Source organism: Lachnospiraceae bacterium, from assembly GCA_025758065.1.
Classification (GTDB): domain Bacteria; phylum Bacillota; class Clostridia; order Lachnospirales; family Lachnospiraceae; genus Enterocloster.
Genome location: CP107199.1, coordinates 2,357,602 through 2,381,652 on the forward strand (window position 1 = coordinate 2,357,602; position 24,051 = coordinate 2,381,652).

The following is a 24,051-nucleotide window of genomic DNA, read 5'->3' on the forward strand; positions in this document are numbered from 1 at the left end:
TTTCTATATGTAGATATGTGTTCAAAGTTGGTTTTTGTTATTTATAAACATAGGATCGCGGGAGTGCAGAGTACGCAGCAATCCGGTATCAGAGAACCAAAATATATGACGAGTATGATTTGTGATCTATAAGGGGGAAATCATCATGTTTCAGGGAATTAAAAAATTGTTCGGTTCCAAAAAAGAAAAGGAGCAGATCCTGGCGCCGGTTGCAGGTCAGGCAGTACCTTTAAGTGAAGTTCCTGACCCGGCTTTTGCGCAGGAGATTTTAGGAAAAGGTGTTGCAATACAGCCTGCTGAAAATGAATTCAGGGCGCCGGCATCCGGTGAAGTGACAGTTCTGTTTGAAACCGGCCATGCAGTGAGCATCCGTACAGAAAGCGGCGCAGATGTGATCGTCCATATTGGTTTAGATACTGTAAATCTAAAGGGGCAGTTCTTTACTACCCATGTAAAACAGGGAGACACAGTAAAAGCAGGCGACCTGCTGATCACAGCAGATATAGAGCAGATCAAGGCAGCTGGTTATGATGTGATCACACCGGTGATCGTCTGCAATGTTTCTGATTTCCCGGATATGGTATGTCACCCGGGAAAAACAGTAAAAGTCATGGATGAGATCATTACGCTGTAATGATCATCAACGTGGATAGAAAGGGGATTTGAAACCAGGAGAGGGGTTCAAATAAATCAGCCGGGGGCAGATGTCTGCCGGCATCAAAAGAAAGCAGGGATTTCGCTTTTAGCACTGTATATTTATAAATAGTGCCCCTCTCACGCTTATTTTCTCTTTTGCTTCCTGAATAGCTGAATGCGCACAACGTCCCCCCTTAGTTAAATTTAGCTCATTTCAAAGCGCCTGTTTTTATTTTCCCACTGACAGACTATCCGCCCTTTTCATACAAGATACTTTTTACTTTTTCCAATAATAGCTCATCACAAAACTTCCGGTTCACACTTTTTCGGCTGATTCCACTTTCTTTAAATCTTTGAATACGGCGATACAGGTATAATTCTCTCATGTTGAAGCCGATGATCATCAGATCAAATATTACTTCTGTTGCTGCATGGCAATAGCAATGTTTTGCGTGATAATACGTTTTCAACTGGTGGAATCCATTCTCTTCTATATCCCATCTTCGGTTCATCATCTCCCATAAAACCCGAGGTTCCCCTTGATCCAGAGTCGTTACCAGCCACATCCGGCGTTCGTTTTCTTTCCAGCTTTCATGATATCGGATCACACGAAGCTTATGGGGACTATTATCTATCTCAAATCCTGAAAGATCCCAGACTTCTATATTCTTTTTTCCACAGGTAAACGACCTTTTTTTCCCCTCATCCCGCTTAAACAGGCTTTCCGCATCCTGAAACAGTTCCCTTCGTTCATCTTTTAGTCGGATCACCGCATCCAGTCCGCACTCTTTTATCGTATTGATAAATGGGGCATTCAGATACAGCGCATCTGCTACGATCACATCTGCGAAATGTCCGTGTCTTTCCTTCAGACGTCTGATCAGCTTTTTTCCTCCTGTCAGTTCTCCTTCATCTTTTTCCGCTCCGTCCCTCGGTTTTAACATTTCCTGGCCCAGGATTACATGTGGCGTTTTTCCTACTGTCATACAGACCACGCTCCGGTGGAAATATTCTGTTTCACCTGCACGGTTTTTCCGGCTAAGGCAGTCCGAACAGGACTTTTTTGTGCTGTTGAACAATTCCACTCCATCGATACCGGCTACAACATATCCACCTATAGTCCCTTCCCGAAATACACGGTTGCTTTTTATGATATCGATCGTCTGGTCGTGGATCTCACGGATCTCATCTGGATCTATCTGGGTAAGAAGGTCACGGACCGCATCAATTTTAGGTATTTTTCCATGTATGCAGTTTTTCAATCGTTTTCCCATACTTTCAGGCGCAGAAAAAACTGTATGAAAACTCTCATACTGCAGCATCAGAAAGAGCAGTGCCGGCATGACGATATTAAATAATGGGATCGTTCTTCTTTTTCTTTTGTCCGATAACCCCTTGATTTTCTCCGGGATTTTATATACACTTTTCATATAAGTTAGCAGCTTCTTTAATGCTAATTTTTCATTAAGGACACCTTCTTTCGTGTTGTTTTGTGGGTAACATAATTATACAATAAAAGGTGTCCTTTTTGATTGCTTATGCAGAAAAAACAGTAACTTTTTATTCAATATGAGAATTCCCCGTTCTGCCAGATGGATCCCTTGCAAAACGGGGAACTTTTTATCTTAAAAGCGAAATCCCTGAAAAGAAAGGGGTTTTTAGTTATGATGAAGTTTTTTCAGAAACTTGGTAAGTCATTGATGCTTCCAGTGGCGTGTCTGCCAGTGTGCGGTATCCTTATGGGTATCGGATACATCCTGGCACCGGCAGCTATGGCAGGTGAGGTTCAGGGATTTACCGCAGGAGGCTTATCGTACTCTATCGGACTGTTTCTGATCAAAGCGGGGGGAGCATTGATCGATAATATGTCCTGGCTGTTCGCGGTAGGTGTAGGCGTAGGTATGGCAGATGATTCAGATGGAACAGCAGGTCTGGCAGGTCTTGTATCTATGTATATGATCACCACACTGTTAAGTCCCGGTGCTGTTGCCGGTATTACCGGACATGAGGCAGCGCCTGCATTTGGTAAGATCATCAACCAGTTCGTTGGTATTCTTTCCGGTCTTATCGGTTCTGCATGCTACAACAAATATAAGACTGTTAAACTGCCGGATGCACTGGCATTCTTCAGCGGCAAGAGAGCAGTTGCGATCTTTACAGCTATTTATTCCATAGTTGCAGCTTTAGTCCTGTTTGTAGTATGGCCTCTGGTTTACGGTGGTCTGGTAGCATTAGGCGAAGCATTTATCGGAATGGGTGCTGTTGGAGCAGGTATCTATGCATTCTTTAACCGGCTTCTGATCCCATTTGGCCTGCATCATGCGTTAAACTCTGTATTCTGGTTTGATGTTGCAGGAATCAGTGACCTGAGCAAATTCTGGGGCAATACCGGTGTTTACGGACAGACAGGTATGTATATGACCGGATTCTTCCCATTTATGATGTTTGGTCTTCCAGCAGCCTGCATCGCTATGTATCAGACAGCAAAACCTGCTAAGAAGAAAATGGTTTACGGACTTTTAGCTTCTGCAGCTTTCTGTTCTTTCTTTACAGGTGTTACAGAACCAATTGAGTTTTCCTTTATGTTCCTGGCTCCAGGGCTGTATGTAGTGCATGCCCTGTTAGCAGGTATTACAGCAGGCATCACCGTTGCCCTGCCGATCCGTGCAGGCTTCTCCTTCTCAGGCGGTGCTGTTGATATGGTACTTAGTTCCTTTACGCCACTTGCAGAAAATCCATGGCTGCTGATCCCGGTAGGTATCGCAGTTGGCGTTCTTTATTATATCGTATTCCGTTTCGCTATTACAAAGTTCAATTTAAAGACACCGGGACGGGAAGATGATGATGCAGAAGAGTTAAAGGCAACTCTGGCAAACAATGATTACACCTCCGTTGCAAAAATCGTTTTGGAAGGCGTTGGCGGTCCTGAAAATGTAACTTCCATTGACAACTGCATTACCAGATTACGTCTGGAAGTAAAGGATTATACAAAGGTTAATGAAAAGGTGATCAAGTCAGCAGGTGTTGCAGGCGTGATACGTCCAAGCAAGACTGCTGTCCAGGTTATCATCGGAACCCAGGTACAGTTCGTAGCAGATGAATTTAAGAAGCTTTGCAAGTAAACGTACATGTTACCTGACGGTGATATCACCGCTTAGAAAAATGAGCCGCCGCATAAAGGTGAGAACAGCCTTTTTTGCGGCGGTTTTTTTCAGCCTTTCTGTTTTCATTGTTTAAGTGCCGGATGCATAAGAGGTATTTTTACCAGGAACGGCAGTTTATTATTTTTACCAGGAACGCAGTCTTTTTTCCAGTATAGTTACTCCCTGATACAATATCCATGAAAGCAGGCATAAAATGATCAGGGCACTCATCAGTTTTGTCATTTCAAAGGTCTGGGATGCATAAGTGATAAGATAGCCAAGGCCTGCTTTGGCACTTAAAAATTCACCGATGATCACACCTACCAGACAGAGCCCGATGTTTACTTTCATGGTACTCATAAGCAGAGGAAGACTGCCGGGAAGGAGAACTTTGGTAAGTACATCTTTTTTACTGCCTCCCAGAGAAAAAATCAGCCGGATCTTATCATGATCCATTTGGTTAAAGCCTGTATATAAAGTCATGACAGAGCCAAAAACAGCAATGGAAACAGCAGCAGTTACCACCATGCGCATACGGCTTCCAAGCCATACAAGGAGAAGGGGTGCCAGAGCAGATTTTGGAAGGCTGTTTAATAGAACTAAAAAAGGCTCAAACACCTGGGCAGCAAGAGGATCTGACCAGAGAAAAAGGGCTGTGATAAGGCTGATCAGGGTACACAAAAAGAAGCTTACCAGGGTTTCGGTCAATGTGACTCCGGTGTGGAGAAAAAGGCTTTTATCCAAAAACATGTGAAACAGACACAAAAGGATCTGGGAGGGGCAGCTGAATATAAAACGGTTGATCATTCCTAAAGAAGCCGTCAGCTCCCACAGGGACAGAAAAAGGATAAAAAGGATGATACGGCATAATTTGATCTGTCTGGCTTCTCTTAAAAGCTTTGCTTCATATTCCTGCTGTCTGGTCATCTGTTTTCAGCTCCTTCCACAAAAGATCAAAATAATGGGAAAATTCCGGGCAGTTGCGCCGTTTTAAAGGAGTATTCATATCATCAGGAAATGAAACAGACAGAACAGCGCGGATACGCCCCGGTCTTGGAGTGAGGACGATAATACGGTCGGCAAAACTGATGGCTTCTGACAGGTCGTGTGTGACCAGAACAGCTGTTTTGTTAGTTTTTCTTAAAATAGAGCTGATATCATCGCATACAGTAAGCCTATTCTGATGATCAAGAGCAGAAAAAGGCTCATCTAGTAAGAGCAGGTCCGGTTTTAGGGCCAGGGTGCGTATAAGGGCGGCTCTCTGGCGCATGCCGCCGGAGAGAGCAGAAGGCTTTGCATGTTCAAAACCGGCAAGTCCATAATCAGAAAGCATGGCAGACAGTTCTTTTTTCCGGTCATCTGTCAGCTGATGCTGGATCTCCAGTCCAAGTGAGACATTAGAAAGAATATCCCGCCATTCAAACAGCTGGTCTTTCTGGAACATGTAGCCGATATGAAAAGCATTTCCCGGATTTTTTTCCAGAAGTTCCCCATCCAGGAAGATGGCACCGGCTTCCGGTTCGTCAAGGCCGCAAATAAGGGATAAAAGAGTGGATTTTCCACAGCCGGAAGGGCCTAGAATGGCTACAAATTCCCCGTGCTCCACAGTAAAAGAAATATCAGAAAGGGCCAGCGTTTCCTTATGTTTACTGTGGTAGGAAAAGCTGACCCTGCAAACCTGCAGTTTGGGTTTCATAAAGATACCCCAAAGTTCATTCTTGATTTAATATACGCAGAAAATGGAAAAATGTTTGCAGCGGTTTTACTGCTGTGCTGCAGTTGTTTCGTTAGCAGGTGTTTCATTCTGCGTCTGTCCGTAATTCCAGGTGACCGGAGTAGGACGGGATGTGTCAAAGATCTGGGAAGAGTCAAATAAGTCACTTAAGCGCTTCTTTGCAGGATCTTCCTGGATCATATCTTCATACAGGCGGTATCCGTCTAAGTTTCTTCTTGCCATACGCAGGTAATCATGTCCCATCTGGATCCAGGCCGGCTTGCTGGCATCCACATTGCAGAAATAGCGGAAGCCCTTGGAAGCAAGGTACTGGTAACGGTAATTTTCCTCTGTATAAGGGTGCCAGTCTGCAATGTCGTTTCCATTTGGATAAATGTAAATATCTGTAGGTCCGATAAGGGATTTTACTTCATTTTCCCATTTATCGGTATCTGTATAGAAACGCTCATCGCTGATTTTGTAAGGCTTTTCAGGGTTTCCGGAAACGCCCATCCATAAATGCCCCCAGCTATGGCTTGCCAGTTCCCAGCCGTCATCCCGCAGACACTGTGCTACTTTAGCAGCCTGTTCCCGTTCCCTTTCATAATCCGGGCTTTCGCTGTAGGAAGAAGCAGTGCGGTAGCCAAAGATGCCCTCATAACCAGTAAGGGCGATAATAGCTTTGGCTCCTTTATAGGAGAAATCCGGATGTTCATCAATAAAGTCATTTAAAATCGGAACCAGATCATAAGAGCCGGCAGAAACTGTTCCGTCCTCCATTTTCATTTCACAGGAAGGCCGTCCGTCCTCACCAATGATGATCTTGCTTGCAAAGCCATCTCCGTCCATATATGGGTAGTAGCACACATCATCCTGGGACATGACAATAGGCTTCTTTCCTTCCGGAAGCATGATATTTCCCCAGGTGAATACAGGATTTCCATTTTCATCGCTGGTTTCATAGGCAATATCATGGATGCGCACCAGAACGTAGCCGTCATTGTAAAGGGCATCTAAGATCTTTAAAAATTCATCTTTTGTGGTCATAACGGAGTTATATCCCCCTGAACGGGAATCTCCATCAAAAGCTTTTGCTGTATCCATGATCAGAGAGTGGAAAAATACATGGGTCACATTTTTTACATCAGCTGGAACCAGGGCATCCTTTTCAGACTGATAAGTGGAAACTGCTTCCTCTATACGGGAGTCAGCTGCAAGAGAAGCATCCTGCTGCAAAAGTTCCATGGCCTTGTCATAATCGTATCCTTTGGCCAGACGATCTGCCTGTGCGATCAATGTGTCAATGGGATCTGGTTCTTGTGCAGTGGAAGGCTTGTCCTTATCTGGTTTGCGGTTTGCCTCAGAGGCAGTGGCCGAAGCTGGCAATGATCCGGGCTTCTGTTTTAAAACAAAGTGCGAAAAGGCAAAAATACCGCCCCCAAGCAGAAGGGCGATGACTAAAAGTAATATAAAGGTAGGAAGGTGACGGGACAGGCGGAAGAAAAATCCTCTGTGGTTGCGCTGCTTCCGGAAATTTAAATTGCTCATAAAATACTCCTATGATGTTTGTTTATAAAGAGTATAACATAAAACAGACTATCTGAGTATATCATAACCTGCTTTTTGTTGATTTTTTAATACCAGAGTGGTATTCTAAAAATGAATTAAATCTAACAGAATGTGAGGTTCTAAAAAATGGGAGAAATGGTTAAAGATCCAAATTGCGCATATTGTGTAGAGGGAGAACTGTTAGCTAAGTTTGGTTATCCATGCTGCGAGATGAAAACAGGCAAGCTGTATGTGTTCAAGGAGCAGAGCAAAAGAGGAAGAGTGATCTTAGCTCATAAAAAACATGTCAGCGAATTGATCGAACTGACTGATGAAGAGAGAAATGATTATTTTGCAGATGTTGCAAAGGTTGCAAGAGCTATTCACAAAGTATTCAATCCGGATAAGGTAAACTATGGCGCATACGGTGATACCGGACATCATTTACATTTCCACATCGTTCCTAAATACAAAGGCGGCGAAGAATGGGGCAGCACATTTGAGATGAACAGCGGTAGGACTATTCTTACAGATGCAGAGTATGAAGAGATGGCAGAGGCTATCCGCCAGGCATTAAAGGAAGTTTAAAAGATAGTTAGTAAGAAGTTTATAAAATTATAAAAAGTCAGAAATAAGGCTGTTTTCAGTGCGAAAATACTGGAGACAGTTTTTTTATTGCCATAAATCAGAGTTTTCTTCATATTTTATAAAGAAGAAAAGACGCGGCGCAGCTGTAAAAGAGGAATGTATGGCAAAGAATTGGAAAAAGAGAAAACTTTGCAGGTGGATGGGGCTATGCCTGACAGTATGTATTCTGGTAATAAGCAGCCTGTATACAGTCTGTGGTGCAGAACCTATAATACCGGTATCAGTGCCTGTAAACACAAATATCCAGGCGGTTTGTGTTCATGCACCGTCCGCTATTTTAATGGAAGCATCTACAGGTAAGATATTATTTGAAAAAGAGGCAGATGAAAAACGCAGTCCGGCCAGTGTGACTAAGATAATGACCCTTCTTCTGATCTTTGATGCCCTAAAAGATGGAAAGATAAAAATGACAGATCAGGTGACTACAAGTGCCTATGCAAAATCCATGGGCGGTTCCCAGGTGTTTTTGGAAGAAGGAGAAGTACAGACAGTAGAAACACTGATCAAATGTATTGTGATCGCCTCTGGAAATGATGCTTCGGTGGCTATGGCAGAGTATATTTCAGGGACAGAAGAGGCCTTTGTGGATGCTATGAATAAGAGGGCAGAAGGCCTGGGGATGATGAACACCCATTTTACAGACTGCTGCGGGCTGACAGAGGATCCGGATCATCTGACTACGGCAAGGGATATTGCCATTATGAGCCGGGAGCTGATCAACTGTTACCCGGAAATACATAATTATTCTACGATCTGGATGGAAAATATCACGCATGTGACCCGTCAGGGAACCAAGGAATTCGGTCTTGCAAATACCAATAAATTATTGAAAATGGCAGTAGATTTTCAGGTTACAGGCTTAAAAACCGGTTCTACTTCCAGGGCAAAATACTGTCTTTCTGCCACAGCGCAAAAAGACGGAGTCCGCCTTATCGCAGTGATCATGGCAGCACCGGACTACAAGGCACGTTTTTCTGACGCCAGAAATCTTTTAAGCTTCGGCTATGCCACCTGCAGGCTCTATGAGGATAAAGAAAAACTGCCTCTTCCACAAATGTCTGTTGCAGGAGGAGTAAAGGATCTGGTGCCACTGCAGGCAGAAGGAACATTTTCCTGGCTTAGCACAGAAGGAGAAGACCTGGGAAAGATCGAAAAAAAGCTGGAGCTGGCAGAAAAGCTGGAAGCCCCGGTAGCACCGGGAACCCGCGCCGGTGTGATCGCCTATTATTTTAACGGGGAAAAGCTGGGAGAGCTTCCTGTTACGGCTGCAGAAGCAGTAGAACGGGCGGGATATAGGGATCATTTGCAGAAGGTTTTTAAAAGCTGGATCAGTATTCGCCGGACAGCTGCATAAAGATACTGTTAAAATGCAGAAAATACCAGGCAATTGATTTGACGGAATGTTTTCTTCACAGATATAATACCTTTCATAATGTATTAGTATTTCGAAAATGATGTACTAGTACATCCGGGAGAAAGGGGAAAGCTATGAACCAGATTTTACTGCTTACAGGAATTGTGATCGTGATCTGCATCCTGTCAGGCCGCCTGATCGACAAAATGGGAGTCCCATCCCTGCTTGCATTTATTCTTTTGGGAATGTGTTTTGGTGTAGATGGGATTTTTAAGATTTCTTTTGATGATTACCAGTTCAGCGAGCTGATCTGTTCTGTCAGCCTGATCTTTATTATGTTTTATGGTGGTTTTGGAACTAATATCAAAGAGGCAAAGCCAGTTGTATCAAGAGCGGTACTGCTTTCCAGTGCAGGAGTTCTTCTAACAGCCGGGATCACGGGAATTTTTATCCATCTGGTGTTAAAACTTCCTCTGCTTGAAAGTTTTCTGGTGGCATCAGTGATCGGCTCTACAGATGCGGCATCTGTATTTAACATCCTTCGTTCCAAAAACCTGAACCTGAAGGAAAATACAGCCTCCTTGCTGGAAATGGAGTCTGGTTCCAATGACCCGGTCTCTTATATGCTGACAGTGATCCTCACAGCAGTTCTTACGGGACAGTCTGTAAATATAGGATCCATGCTGTTTTTTCAGGTGTTTTTCGGTATTGGCTGCGGTGTGCTGTTTGGAAAATCCACAGCAGTTGTTTTAAACCAGGTGGATTTTGACATTGCCCAGGGAAAGACCATACTGGTATTTGCAGCAGCCATACTGGCCTATACGGTGCCTTCCATGATCGGTGGCAACGGATATTTAAGTGTGTATCTGTGCGGTATTATCCTGGGAAATTCCTATCTCCCCCATAAACGGGATATGGTGCTGTTTTTTGATGTACTCACAGGTGTGGCCCAGATGATGATCTTTTTCCTGCTGGGACTTCTGGTAACTCCCAGTGAGCTGCCTCAGGTGATACTTCCCTCTCTGGTGATCATGATCTTCCTTACTTTTGTAGGCCGTCCGGTGTCTGTGGCAGCGCTTTTAGCTGGTTTCAGATCCTCAAAAGGCCAGATTGGTCTGGTATCATGGGCCGGGCTGCGTGGCGTTGCCTCCATTGTATTTGCTATCTATGTAGTCCTGCGCCAGGTCCATCTTGGATATAATCTTTTTAATCTGGTATTTTGTATTGTATTGTTGTCTATTTCCATTCAGGGAACGCTGCTTCCATGGATATCGGCAAAATTTCAGATGATTGATGAAAATGCAGATGTGCGTCGTACTTTTAATGATTATCAGGAGGAAGAAAGTATCAGCTTCGTAAAATTTCATCTCTATGGGCAGCATCCTTATGTGGGAAAATGTCTAAAGGAGATCACATTGCCCCCTAAGCTTCTGGTGGTACTGCTGATCCGTGGAAAAGAAGTGCTGGTTCCCAATGGGGATACCTGTCTGAAAGCCGGTGATCTGATGATCGCGGCAGCAGAGGAGTTTGAGGACCGGAAAAATATGACTCTCAGAGAGATCACTGTGGATAAAAATCATAAATGGAGCGGAAAAGCTTTAAGCCGTATTTCCATGCAGGCTGGAACGCTGATCGTTATGGTAAGGAGAGGAAAAGAAACGGTGATACCTACGGGAAATACTGTGGTATATGAAGGGGATGTGCTGGTACAGGCAAAATTTTGACAAAAGTTACAGTTCAACTGTAACTGAAAAAAAGAGCAGGCCGATTGACCAATGTCATTAAGTTAATATGACAAATCAAGATCTCAGTATTAGAAAATAATACTGGGGTCTTTTTTTATCAAAAGCTTGACAGGAACACAAAAATGTGTGGCCGCTCTCGCTACTGATTATATTTAGAAGTTGCGAGAGCGGCCCTTGTAATTAAGTAAATCTTGATTACAAGGAGGTCACGTTTCAGATAGAGCAGATGAATTCTGTCTTAATCCTGGTAAGTGCTTCGTTAGAAAACGCAAACTATCATTTGAGACAGTTATACGAGGCATTATAGGGATGGAAAGTAAAAGCTTAACAAATGAACTAATCGATATGTTTGATTCATCACCTGAAATGCCTTCAGCATCTGCCTTTGTACAGCAACGAAGTAAAATTAAACCAGATGCATTTAAAACTATTTTTGAAAGTTTCACCTCAAAAATCACTACTAAAAAATCTGATACGCTTCGTATCCTTGCAGTTGATGGCTCAGATGTTCAAATAGCTACGAATCCTGGCGATTCCACTTCCTATCATCCAGGAAGTAATGGACAAAAACCGTATAATCTCTTACATTTAAATGCTTTGTATGATTTAGAACATCATATTTATACAGATGCCGTTATTCAAGGTCGCTTGAATTGGAATGAACATTCCGCACTTCAGGAAATGGTTGATAGATCAGATATTTCAAAGGCACTTGTTGTTGCTGATAGATGTTATGAGTCATATAACAACATGGCACATATCCAAGAAAAAGGATGGTATTTTTTAATACGAATCAAGGATGGAAAAAATGGAATAAAGCAAGGCTTGGACTTACCTGATAGTGATGAATTTGACGAAAAAATAAACTTGCAATTAACACGAAAACAGACAAAAGAAACGAAAGAATTATTCAAAAGAAAAAATTACTATAAATTCGTACCAAGTACTACTTCCTTTGAGTATCTTCCTCTGAAATCAAAGAAAAATGATCCAGCAGTTTTTTACGAACTTAATTTCAGAATTGTTCGCTTCAAGGTGACAGATGAACTCTATGAAACAGTACTTACAAATTTAGATAAGGATGTATACCCACCTGAAAAACTAAGAGAATTGTATGCATCACGATGGGGGATTGAAACATCTTTTAGAGATTTAAAATATACTGTAGGAATGTTAGATTTTCATTCCAAAAAGGTGATGTGTATCCATCAAGAAATATACGCACATCTAATTATGTATAACTTTGCAGAAATGATTACCTCGCACATAGTCATTGAAAAGAAGCAAAGAAAATATACATATAAAGCCAATTTTTCGATTGCAGCTCACATGTGCAGATTATTCTATAGAGGAAAAGCCACATCACCCAATTTAGAAACCATTATAGCAAGACATATCATTCCTGTAAGGAATGATAGACATCGTAAAAGAAATCTTACGATCAAAGTCTTTCATGGTTTCCTATATAGAGTAGCATAAATTTACAAAAATGGAATCATTTTTTAGGCAGATGCAAATCTGTCTAATTAGCATGCTTAAAAATGCAAAATGGCAGGAAAGTACAAAACTCTCCTACCATTTTATTTTTGAGTCAACTATTATACAATGTTAACTTAATGACATTGGCCGATTGACTTGCTCTTTTTTTCATGTTATCCTATAAGAACCAGCAGAGAGGTCTCTCTGCTCTATCTGATTTTTTATTTCTATATTTTATGAATGGCCAGTTCGGCCTTAGGTTTCACAAAATTATGTTTCAAAATGGAAAATGTAAAAGTGAGGTGATGTCACTGTCAGGCAACATGTCTGTTTTTAAAAGTGCAAGAGTGCAAAGTAAACATTATTAAATGTATTTTCGGAGTCTTATTCCGGGAGAAAATCAATATGTCCTCTCGGAGTCTTTCCTGCACTTGTCTTTGCGGCCGATTTTCCGCCAGTTGCACCCGAATTTCAGAGGCGGACGCAACGCCAACGCCTCAGAAATTTGGGCACAATTGACAAAAAATCTTCTTGCAAAATCAAGTACAAAAAGATTCCGAGAGTACATAATCTAAAAAGGGGGAAAACAATTGAATACGAAAATATGGAAACGGACACTGGCAGGTTTACTGGCTGGGATCCTTATTTTTACAGGAGTTCCATTTTCAGCTGCCGCAGATGAACCGCCGGTACAGATGATCATAAGAGGAGATGCTTTTCAGAACCGGCAGATCAACATTTTCGGGCACAGCCACAGGTCGATCACCTGTTATTATGTGAATCCGGTGGAAGGTCATGTACCTGCATTCTGTTTGCAGCCGGGCAAGAAACTGCCAAATCATACCCAGGCAGCCTGGCAGCGCTACAGCGCATCACCGGAGACGTCCATACCGGTCATTGGAAGTTTTGACCGGTATCTGCCTATGATGATGGCTTATGAATGGATGGTTTCGGGAAATTATTATGATAAGACCCGGTATGCTGTGGTGCAGACTTATTTCTGGGGTTGTCTTGCCGGTTATGAACGGGAATGGGATGTCCTGGAAGACACTATGAAGAAACTGGAATGGGCCATAGGAGACGGAAGAGTTCTCTCTCTGTTCCATGAGATGCAGAATGCAGTGGAAAATGGTCTGAATGAGTATGAGTCCGGTGGTGGAAACAGTCTTCCGGACTGGAATGGAAGAAAACAGAATATGGTGTTAAAGGATGGTCATTATGAGCTGACGATTGACCTTAGCTCCTGTGAGAAACTAAAGGATGCAAACTGGCAGTTTCCTGATAAAAACTGGAGCTTTACCCAGGGACCGGGAGAAAATGAGATCACATTCCTTTATACAGGAGAAGAACCTTCAGGACGGATCAGTGCAGGAAATATAGAGGGACTGGAAGAACGGTATTATGCCTATATTTTCCAGCCAGCAGAAATATTCCAGATGCAGATGGGCTGGCTGGATATGAGCAGACCGGAGGCAGAAGTGTGGTTTGAAGCAGGAAAAGGTGCTGTTTCAGGGGGAGAAAGAGATGCATTAGAGCGGTTCCGCCACAGAGAGGTATTTGAAGCTGATTACAAGGTAGGACTGGAAAAATACTGTGCAGAAACAGGACAGCCCCTTGCAGGAGCTGATTTTAATGTATGGGAAAGCTTCGATCATTCCCAGATCAATGAAAATGGCTATGAAGAAGGAAATCCGGATGGTACTACAGGAGAAGTTTATGTTAATTGCATGTCACCGGAACCGGAAGGAAAATGGCTGTGTGATGTGATCACCACAGATGAAGATGGAAAAGCTTTCCACCGTGATATCCGGAATTATAATTACAGTAAAACCTATTGTATGGGTCATCCGGCACCAGAGTGGATCGAATGTGACCATGATGAAGGGGGTGGCGGAGGAGAAGGAGATGGTGAAGCAGAAGATTGCAATTGTGAAGAAGAAAATGAGCGTTTAAGAGAACAGTGGCTGGAAGAACAGGAATTGTGCGAAGCTGTCACAGATTTTCATGTTCCTAATGAGGATGAAGACGACCATGGGCAAAGTACTATGGCAATGGAAGCAATGTTAGAAGACAGGGATGAGACCTATAAAAATTTTATTGAACTGGAATACGGATATACATTAACAGAAAAAAAGGCCAGAAACGGCTATATGGTCCATGGCACACACAGGGAAGACTTTGAGATTGAACGGATTGTGGTTTCTTCTGCCCAGGCTCAGGGAGAAGCCATGGGTGAGAACGGAATTTTTGGGTATAAAGCCATGGGTGAGGACGAAATTTCGGAGCATGAAGCCATGGAACAGGACGAAATTCTGGAGTATGAAGATCTTGAAGAGCAGTTTGAAATGCAGGGAAATCTGGATTATGGAACAATGCCGGAAATAACCGAAAAGAAAACAGGCTTCAGTTATCCATATGGGCTGGTAAATGAAACAGATCTGGAAGAGCGGCGCCAGATCACCTGGCTGAAGTTTGCAGAAGACATTGATGAAGAAAAGGAGGGGGACGAGGATGAAGAAAATGAAGATGAAGAAGAGACAAAACAGTACATTTATGTAAGGGAAGAAACGCAGTTACAGCCGTTTTCTTTCCAGAAGCCACTAAAAGCCGGATCAGAAGATAATGAAAATGAAATGATAACAGCCTTTCTTCCGGATTTTCAGGATGATGATCTGGGCAGCATGGATATTTCCGGTTTTGGAGATCCGGATACTTTTCTCTACCAGTTCCGTATATGGGATCACCGGACAGAAGGAAGGATCTACATTAATAAGCGGGATATGCAGCTTTATGAAACAGATCCGGAAACCAGCTATGGAAAGGCTCAGGGGGATGGAACTTTAGAGGGGGCAGTATATGGGCTTTTTGCAGCAGAAGAGATTGTGCATCCAGATGGAAAATCCGGGGTGATCTACAGAAAAGATGATCTTACAGCTGTGGCAGCAACGGACAAAGAGGGAAATGCAGCATTTCTGGCATATACAGAAGCTCCCCATACTGTGTTAAATACAGATGGGACCATTAAAGCACCAGAAGATTCTTTAAGAACAGAGAACCTATATAACGGAAGCTCCATTACCTCTTCTGAATGTGGCTTTGGAAGTTATGTCTATCCGGACAGAGAAACTGAAAACGGGAATTCCTGGATCGGAAGACCTTTGCTTATGGGAAGTTATTATATCCGGGAATTAAGCCGGTCAGAAGGTTATGAGCTGTCAGTTACAGGAAAGAACCTGACGGAATCTAACCGGATGGCAGATCAGGAAAATGTAGTCCGAAAAGCAGGACAGGTGCGTATTTTACAGGGGCTTTCAGATCATAACAGTATGGAGGCAGATGGTTCCTGGAATGATTTTACTATAGAATCCTATGGAACGGAAAACGGATATGAGATCACAGTTTCCGGTTATCCGGAGCATACAGCTTTTTATAAACTGAAGCCTGCAGAAAAAACAGAAACTTTAAAGCAGATCACAAAAATGGAAAAAATACCCAAAACTGATGTATGGGGGAATCCTGTGTACAAAAGGGCTGTAGGAGGAGAACTGAAAAAAGACAAAGAAGGCAATCTGATCTTAAAGGCAGATCCTGCAGAAGAAGAGAAAACTCCTGCTTCTGAAACTGTGTCTTATCATTTTCGCACAGCTCCTTACATAAAAGGAGAGGCAGAACCAGATGACCTGTCATTGTGGGATGCAGCGCTGGTTCCAGATTATCTGACAGAACAGGTTATGGGAATGCTTGGGCAGTTAGGGTACAGGCAGATAACAGAAGATGGAGCACCATGGGCTTACATCCAGATAGATCCCATAAACGGGGAAGCCGCAGGGCAGATCCTTGACTGGTATACAGAACATGGTTTTTATGACATGGCAGATATAGAAGAGATCATAGAAGCAGATGGAAGCTGGTATGCAAAACTGCTTTATGATCATTCAGACCAGATTGCAGCAGGAACGGGGATTTATGACCCTGCAGAAGGTCAGCTTTACATAAAAAAAGAAAGACAGAACGGGCATTACTGGGTCAGTATTTCTAAGGATAAATTCCGTTTGGGAAGCCATACTGCTTTTGTAAAAGAAAAACGGGAATATGTGGAAACGGATGACATGGAGACAATGGCCTTACAGGATGAACTTATAAGTCTGGAAGATAAGATCTCTGTGATCTGGGAACCTGTATATGAACGATATGAAAAAGACGAGATATTATTGGATCCTGATGGAAATCCTGTTGCAGAAATGGTACAGGTCCCTGTTTTTGAAGAGCGGGAAATAAGCTATGTTACAACAGAAAAAGAACTGTTGTCAGCTGTATGGGATCCGGTGAAAAAAGAACACAGGATCCAGGTGGAAAATAAAACAGACTGGTCAGGAAAAACAGAGGCAGTAGAAGAAAATTTCCGTGCAGAAACAAGAGAAAAGACCATTATGGTATCCGGGATGGAAGTTCCCTATAATCAGTATCTTACATCTGCGGGAGCTGCCGTGGATGTGAAAACACAGTGGAAGGACACAGACCCGGGCAGTTTTGTACAGTATATCCATCTGGCTTATCCGGGGCAGAATCAGACGATCCAGGATGGAGGAACAAAGAAAGAACCGGTACTTATGCTGGAACGTGTGATCCGTCAGCCGGTACGCATTACAAAGTATATTTCCCAGTCGTCCTATGAAAATGTTAATACATATGGTTCTGTTCATAATGATCCTCTCACCAGCTTTCTAGGATTATTTGGAAAAAATGGACAAACAGAAGGAAGAAAGATATTAAACCAGTTTTCATTCCGGATCTATTTAAAACGGGATCTGTTAAATGTTTATTCAGGTGATGATGGGCAAGCCAGGAGACTGCTGGAAGAAAAGCCGGATGGCAGTTTAAATTACAGGAAGTTTTTTGATGCAATGGATGGTGCAGAGCAGAAAAAAGGTGGTTTTTATCCAGATGAGGTCCTCCGGCAGTTTGCCCTGGATCATTATGACATAAAATCTTATAAAGAAGAGGTATTGAAAAACTGGCCCTATATGGACAGTGACCGGGCCTATGACCGGGCATTAAAACAGGCAAAAGAGGAAGCAGCAGTTTACCTGGATGGGTTTGCAGGCTTAAAAGAAAGTTTGTCCATAGAATGGGAGCGGGATGGAGACGGTGGTACAGATGGAAACAGAAAGACTTTGCAGTGCAACCGAAGAGATGGAAAAGAATGTTATTATGAATATTCCATTCCTCTGCCTTATGGGGAATATGTAATAGCAGAAGAGATACCATCGGATCTGCCTAAAGAACTGGCTAACCGTCATTATAAAACAGAAGAACCAAGGGAGATCTTTCTGCCTTTTGTGCCGCAGATCATAAAAGATGAAAATACAAAGGAAGAGATCGTTTTAGACGAGACAGGCAGTGCATATTTCCGTTATAACAGCAGTGACAGTCCAGATGAGCTGATCCGTAAATACAAGATCCGTTTTAATGAAGAGGACCGCAAGATACACACTGACAATATAGACGGCTCGTTTAAAATTTATCCCTATGGACTGGATAAGGGTATAGATCCGGGAAATACTTTGGGAACAGTTTCACAAAGTGAAGATAAAGAAATCATGGACAGTATTATTTATGATGGAAATGAAACGGAAAATGGACAGATACAGATCCGGCATCAGGTACCGGCCATGAAGGGAGAAAACAGGGCAATAGAAGGGAAATTTGCACCTATGTTAGTGCCATGGAGCATCCTTGCACCACAAGCAGACCGGATCAATCCGGATACGGGAAATGTGGAAACTTTAAAGCCAGGTGGTGAGGGAGCGGATTTTAATTATGCAGCTTTTAAGCAGGAAGATTTTGAAAATACCTATTTCCATTCCAGGCTTCGTATTGAAAAAGTGGACAGTGAGACAGGGGAAAACATCATCCATGATGGAGCATTGTTTCGGATCTATGCAGCAAAAAGAGATGTGAAAAAAGCAGGTATAGGAAGTGTGACCGGAACAGGTCAGGCGTTATTTGGACCTGCTGTGGATCATGAAGGAAATAAGGTGTTGGATACAGATGGAAAAGAGATCCTTTATCCAAGAGTAGGAATGGACAATGAATCAGAAGCTGATCTGCCTGTACAGTTAGATGAAGATGGGATCCCGCTGTACGATGAAAGCCAGCGGATCAGCCAGGTGGATGAAACAGGCACAGAAAGAGGCATATTCCGTTCTTTTACCACACTGCGGGAAGTGATGGTGGATGGGAAACTGGAAAAGATCCCGGTGGGGTATATTGAAACGCCAAGGCCTTTAGGAGCAGGAGTATATGTCTTAGTAGAGGTGCAGGCACCGGACGGTTATGTAAAAAGCCGGCCTGTGGCCTTTGAGATCTATGGAGACAAAGTATCTTATTATCAGGAAAATATACACAGGGACGGGACCATGGATGGCTATGAGCGGAAAACAGCAGCAAAATATGAGTATGCTATCCCGGTCACCGGAGAGGGAAATAAGACCTCTTATGAAACAGTCAGCCAGATCCCTGTAAAAAATCATCCTTCAAAAATGAAAATCCGCAAAGTAGAGGACGGGGATTCCTGTGTTGGAAATGAAAATGGGCTGTTAGAAACAGATTTCCAGGGATTAAAAGAAGAAAGCGGAGGTCTGGAAGAAAAAATACTGGTAAATGATGCTGGTGATAAGCTGATCTATCAGGTGTCCGGAAGAAAGGAAAAGCTGGAAGAAAGAGGGGATGTGCGGGATATCCATTTTGATACAGAAAAAGGGACCTGGACAGGAAATGTTACGAAAAAAATGGATCAGTATTCAGAAGAGATTATTGAAGGAACAGAAAAAGAACTGAAAGCTATGGAAGGCGTTAAATTGTTATATGATCTTCAGGGCAGATTCACAGGAAAAGGAATCCGTTTTAAAGTGACTGTTTCCGGGGCTGATTTAGCACTATACCGGGGCCTTGTTGTGGAAAAAGAAGAAAATGGCGGTTATATCGGTGTAAAAGCAGAGAAAGAGAAAGGAAAAACCATAAAGATCACTGCAATGGAAACAGGAAGCAGGCGTAAGATCCTGAAAACAGGAAAAGACAATGGTCCTGCAGCCCTTTCAGTGTTGGAAGATAAAAAAGTAAAAAAAGAGCCGGAAAATCTGTATTTTTATGATCTGGACCGGTTGCGGGAAGAAAAACGTCTGGAGCCTGGGGATGATGAAACTGCATACAAGGTACTGGATGAACGTGGGAATTTTATCTGTTATGCAGACAGAGAGACAGGAATGGCTTTTGTATATGACGACTATGGCCGGCTCATAGCTTATGTGGCAGGTGTGGACGGGGAAAAACAGCTGGTATATTCTGTACAGGTCCATAAAAACGAAGCCGGGGAATCTATTTATACAGAAAAAAGTTCTGCAGATGATGAAAACGGACTTCCTGTATATGATAAATCTGGCCATCTGACTATGAAAGAAGAAAAATGGACCAGTGATGGAAGCACTAATTCTAAAGGAGAAAAAGAAGAAAGTGGAGGCCTTCATGAGATAGACAGACTTGCATTTGGCGCATATATCCTTCAGGAAGAACAGGTTCCTTTTAAGCAGGGATATGTGCAGGCACCTTATCAGGGGATCTTTTTTAAAGATACCATAGAACCCCAGGAATATTTTCATTCTAATGCCTTTACAAGAGCTGCCTTTGCTAAGATCGATGTCCGTACCCAAAAGGAGATAAGGGGTGCTGTAATGACTTTGTATGAGGCAAAGAGAGATGAAAAAGGGGAGCTGCTTAGGGATGAAGATGGTACCTATCTGCCGGGACAGGTGTATGCTTCATGGATCAGCGGTTATTCTTATGATGATGCAGGCAATCTGAAAACAGATGAAAATGGGGAATGGACCGAAACAGATGAACCACATTGGATCGACCATATTCCTGTAGGGGAATATGTGTTAGAGGAGACAGAATGTCCTTATGAACAGGGCTATGTACAGAAAAAGAGGGAGAATATTCAGATCCTGGAAACGGAGAATGTCCAGTCTTTTACAATGGAAGATGATTTTACTTCTGTTGAGATCCGCAAAGAGGATGGAAAAACAGGAGAACTTCTTTATGAAGACAGCCTGGCAAAGCTTACTTTATATCAGGTGCCGGAAAAGGAAAAAGATAAAACTTTGGAGTCTTTAATGAAAGAAGAAAATAAACTCCTTACGTTTGACCGGGCCGGTTTTATGGAATGGCAGGAAATCTGGGCTACCGGAAGAGAGGAAACAGATGCTGCCGGTTTAAATCCTATTACAAAATATGACTATCAGTGGAAGAAGGTTACGGGAACCAGAAAGGGACGTTACTGTTTTACAGAAAATGGAGCGGTCCGTTTTGAATATCTGCCGGTGGGAACTTATATATTAAAGGAAAGTGTTACACCTTCCGGCTATGCTACAGCAGAACCTGTTTTATTTGAAATTACAGATACCGGTCATTTAGAATTGATCCATCAGGTAGTGATGAAAGACGAGCCATTGCGCCTTAAGATAAGTAAAAATATCATTACAGGAGGAAAAGAGGTAGCAGGAGCCAGTATGGGGATCTATCCGGTGGATGAAAACGGGGAAGTCAGCAAAACACCCCTGGTGCTGCATATTCCAGAGGAAAATGGCTGTTACCGGGACGAAAAGGCAGTGTGGATCTCTGGTATGGATGGAGCTTATACACAGGAAGAAATGGAAAAGGGGGAGATACCCCATGGATTGGAACCTGGAGACCTTAAGCCTCATCAGATCGAATATATTCCTGCAGGTTCTTATATTTTAAAGGAAGAAACTACACCTTATGGATTTTTACAGTCTGTGGATATTCCATTTACCATAAAAGATACGAAAGAAATCCAGAAACTGGAAATGCAGGATGAAATACCACAGGGCAGACTGGAAGTGATCAAACATGACTCTGAAGATCAGGAAATGTTATTACAGGGAGCAGAGTTTGAGCTGTTTAATAAGACATTGGGCATATCCTGTGGAAAACAGGAAACAGACCAGCATGGAAAAGCAGGATTTTTAGCCCAGCCAATAGGATATATGGATAAAAATGGAAATTTCTGCCCTTATGATTATCTGGTAAGAGAGACAAAAGCAGCATCAGGATATATGCTTTCTGAAAAAATAATGGAATTCCAGTTTGAGTATAAGGATGAAAAGACACCTCTTATAAAACTTACTTATGATCCGGTCAATGACAGCAACCGGGTGCAGATAAAAAAACTTCTTGGGGATACCCAGGAATATCTGGAAGGTGCTGTTTTGCAGCTGGAACGGGAAGATGAGGTTATAAAAGAAAATGCAAAGGGAGAGTTAAAAGCAGAAAAAGTCTGGATAGCAGTGGAAACGTGGACTACAGGCAAACAGTCTCATTTGCTTAAAGGCCTGCAATCTGGAAAATATCGTCTGGCGGAGATCAGCGCACCAAAAGGATATACAAAGTGGGATGAACCAGTCTATTTTACCATTACAGATGGAATGACAGAAATACCAGAAGTGATCCTTCGCAATTATGGAACCATTGTACAGGTGGAAAAACGGGATGATACATTAAAAACACTGCTTTCAGGAGCAAAGCTGGAACTGGTGCGAAAAGATACCATGGAAGTGATCTGCCGGTGGATATCAGAGGAGCAGAAGGGAAAGACTTTTTATGGACTGGAACCAGGAAACTATATTATCAGAGAACTGGAAGCACCGGCAGGATTTGAGAAGAAAGAAGAAATGGAGATCCGGATCCTGGATGATGTACAGGAGCCACAGGAATTTATTTTCTATAACAGCAGGATCCGTTCTTCAGGCGGAGGCGGAAATCATACTGTTCCAAAGAAATCTTATATTTCCTTTAAAAAGACAGATGAAGAGAAAAATCCACTTTCTGGTGCAGTATTTGCATTTTATAACCAGTCAGGTCAGGTAATGGAAATAGCTGAAAGCGGTGAAAATGGTTATTTCAAGATCAAAACCCCGCCAGATGGAACCTATGTTTTCAGGGAGATCCAAGCGCCAGAAGGTTATGAGACCAGTCCGGAAGTGTATCATTTTACCATTGAAAACAGAAACCTTGTAAGAGGAATATTTGAGATCAAAAACGAAAAGATACAGGATAAGAAAAAAGGACGGATCCAGGCATTTTATGAAAGAAAAATGAGAACTTCAGGATTTGATGGGGCATATAAAACCGCATCTGGCTACAGGATGAAAACAGGAGATAACAGCAGGATACTGGAAATACTGGCAGCAACAGGTTTAAGCTTTCTGGCAGCCGGATGGTGCTTTTTAAACGGCATAAATGATTCTGAAAAAAGGAAAAGACTGCTTTGGTTTATGGGCATCCTGATGGGAACGGTGCTTTTGGCTGGATTTAGTGCAGCTGCACAGGAGATACAGGAAGAAGAACACTATTACGTATCAGAAGAGATCATTTACCGGGATATACAGGGAATAGAAGATGTACCGCAGACAGTCTGGATCCTGGTAAAAAATCCTGCAAATGGGAAAAGAGAGAGAAGACTTTTTCCATTGGAAACAGTAGAATATATGGATGGATTTTATGAAGAGCCTGAAAGTGGGAAAAATGCAGCTATGTGCAGAGCAGTATATGGCGGTCTGGTTGCCAGAGAGAATGCAAAAGCTTTATCAGATGATAAGGGGGAGTATTTAACGGAGGAATATTTCAGGGAGCTTGATGCAGCAGAACCTCAAAAGGTTGATCATCTGATATGGTTGTTGATCCCGGTTATTTTTGGGAGCATCATTCTGATATGGAGCTGGAAAAGGGGGTACATAAAAAAGGTGTGTCTGCTGATCCGGAAAAATAGCTTGGCATTTGGGATCTTTTTCGCGATACTCGCAGTTTCAGGGGTATTAAATACAGGAAAAATCCTGAAAGAATATAAAACTGCAGCAAGATCCTATGAGAATATGCGAAAGGAGGTGCAGAGCGCTTCAATAGATGAAGGGGGAACCGAACCGGAAATTGATGAGGAAAAATTAAAGAAAATAAATCCGGATTACAGTTTCTGGATCCGTATTCCGGGAACATCTATTGATTACCCGGTTGTATGGGGAAAAGAGGAAGCATATTATCTGGATCATGGATTTGACAAAGAAAAACACCTGAGCGGAGCTATTTTTGCAGACAGTGCAAGGATCCCTTTTGTTTCAGCCAATACCATTGTTTATGGTCACAATATGAAAGACGGCTCCATGTTCAGTGATTTAAAAAAGTATAAAGATACAGATTTTACCAGAGAACACCCATATGTGGAGATCTATCGTCATGGAAAATGGATAAGCTGTCCTGTGACCACATCAAAGGTTATAGAGGAAAATGAAGTGACACCTTATCAGAACGGCACAGAGAAGCTGCTTACATTGTCTACCTGTTACGGGAAAACAAAGCGGATGGTGGTTCAAGCCAGAGTAATAGAGTAAAATCCTGCTTATAGTAGTAGAGTAAAAAATTTGTTTATATTGTCAGAAAAGAGTATTTTTGATAAAATATTACAGAGAAAATATTTAATTATGCAATAAAAAATGCATAAAAATGTCCTCCCATGGGTTTTTATGTACTCGCGGAGTCTTTCCTGCACTTGCCTTTGCGGCCGATTTTCCGCCAGTTGCACCCGAATTTCAGAGGCGGACGCAACGCCAACGCCTCAGAAATTTGGGCACAATTGACAACAAATCTTTTCGCAAAATCAAGTACAAAAAGATTCCGAGAGTACATTTTTCACAAAATCAGGCACAGAAAGAT

11 protein-coding genes are annotated in these 24,051 nt (G+C 42.5%); 7 read left to right on the top strand and 4 right to left on the bottom strand.

Translation table 11 applies throughout. The features are described from left to right. Positions 1–145 precede the first annotated feature (145 nt). On the top strand, positions 146–634 hold the full coding sequence (locus OGM16_10870; protein ID UYJ45330.1) for a PTS glucose transporter subunit IIA: 489 nt from the start codon (positions 146–148) through the stop codon (positions 632–634). 250 nt (positions 635–884) lie between these two features. Here OGM16_10870 and OGM16_10875 read toward each other — a convergent pair whose 3' ends face one another. Next, the gene (locus OGM16_10875) at positions 885–2,066 is read right to left on the bottom strand and encodes a transposase (GenBank protein ID UYJ45331.1); all 1,182 of its coding nucleotides are present in this window, start codon (positions 2,064–2,066) and stop codon (positions 885–887) included. Between the two features lie 234 nt (positions 2,067–2,300). On the opposite strand from OGM16_10875, the gene nagE reads away from it, so the two are divergent. Continuing rightward, positions 2,301–3,758, top strand: coding sequence for an N-acetylglucosamine-specific PTS transporter subunit IIBC (gene nagE / locus OGM16_10880; protein UYJ45332.1), 1,458 nt, complete (start codon positions 2,301–2,303; stop codon positions 3,756–3,758). Positions 3,759–3,923: 165 nt separating this feature from the next. On the opposite strand, the gene OGM16_10885 is transcribed toward nagE, so the two are convergent. The 3 genes from OGM16_10885 to OGM16_10895 all read right to left on the bottom strand — a co-directional run bounded on the left by OGM16_10885 (position 3,924) and on the right by OGM16_10895 (position 7,041). Next, positions 3,924–4,706: an ABC transporter permease gene (locus tag OGM16_10885; protein UYJ45333.1), complete on the bottom strand. Its 783-nt coding sequence runs from the start codon at positions 4,704–4,706 to the stop codon at positions 3,924–3,926. After that, complete coding sequence (locus tag OGM16_10890) at positions 4,684–5,475, bottom strand: ABC transporter ATP-binding protein (GenBank protein UYJ45334.1); 792 nt, start codon at positions 5,473–5,475, stop codon at positions 4,684–4,686. The genes OGM16_10885 and OGM16_10890 overlap by 23 nt, the downstream gene beginning before the upstream one ends. 66 nt (positions 5,476–5,541) lie before the next feature. Beyond that, complete coding sequence (locus OGM16_10895; GenBank protein ID UYJ45335.1) at positions 5,542–7,041, bottom strand: polysaccharide deacetylase; 1,500 nt, start codon at positions 7,039–7,041, stop codon at positions 5,542–5,544. A gap of 147 nt (positions 7,042–7,188) precedes the next feature. On the opposite strand from OGM16_10895, the gene OGM16_10900 reads away from it, so the two are divergent. The 5 genes from OGM16_10900 to OGM16_10920 all read left to right on the top strand — a co-directional run bounded on the left by OGM16_10900 (position 7,189) and on the right by OGM16_10920 (position 23,729). Then, positions 7,189–7,629 carry an HIT family protein gene (locus tag OGM16_10900; protein UYJ45336.1) on the top strand — a complete coding sequence of 147 codons (441 nt, stop codon included), beginning with the start codon at positions 7,189–7,191 and terminating at the stop codon, positions 7,627–7,629. 160 nt (positions 7,630–7,789) lie between these two features. Further along, positions 7,790–9,043 (top strand): D-alanyl-D-alanine carboxypeptidase, encoded by a 1,254-nt coding sequence (locus tag OGM16_10905; protein UYJ45337.1) that lies wholly within the window; start codon positions 7,790–7,792, stop codon positions 9,041–9,043. A gap of 134 nt (positions 9,044–9,177) precedes the next feature. Further along, entirely contained in the window at positions 9,178–10,767 is a 1,590-nt protein-coding gene (locus OGM16_10910; GenBank protein UYJ45338.1) for a potassium/proton antiporter, read from the top strand. 330 nt (positions 10,768–11,097) lie between these two features. Beyond that, positions 11,098–12,267, top strand: coding sequence for an IS4 family transposase (locus OGM16_10915; GenBank protein ID UYJ45339.1), 1,170 nt, complete (start codon positions 11,098–11,100; stop codon positions 12,265–12,267). Between the two features lie 590 nt (positions 12,268–12,857). Continuing rightward, positions 12,858–23,729 carry a SpaA isopeptide-forming pilin-related protein gene (locus OGM16_10920; protein UYJ45340.1) on the top strand — a complete coding sequence of 3,624 codons (10,872 nt, stop codon included), beginning with the start codon at positions 12,858–12,860 and terminating at the stop codon, positions 23,727–23,729. Positions 23,730–24,051: the final 322 nt, after the last annotated feature.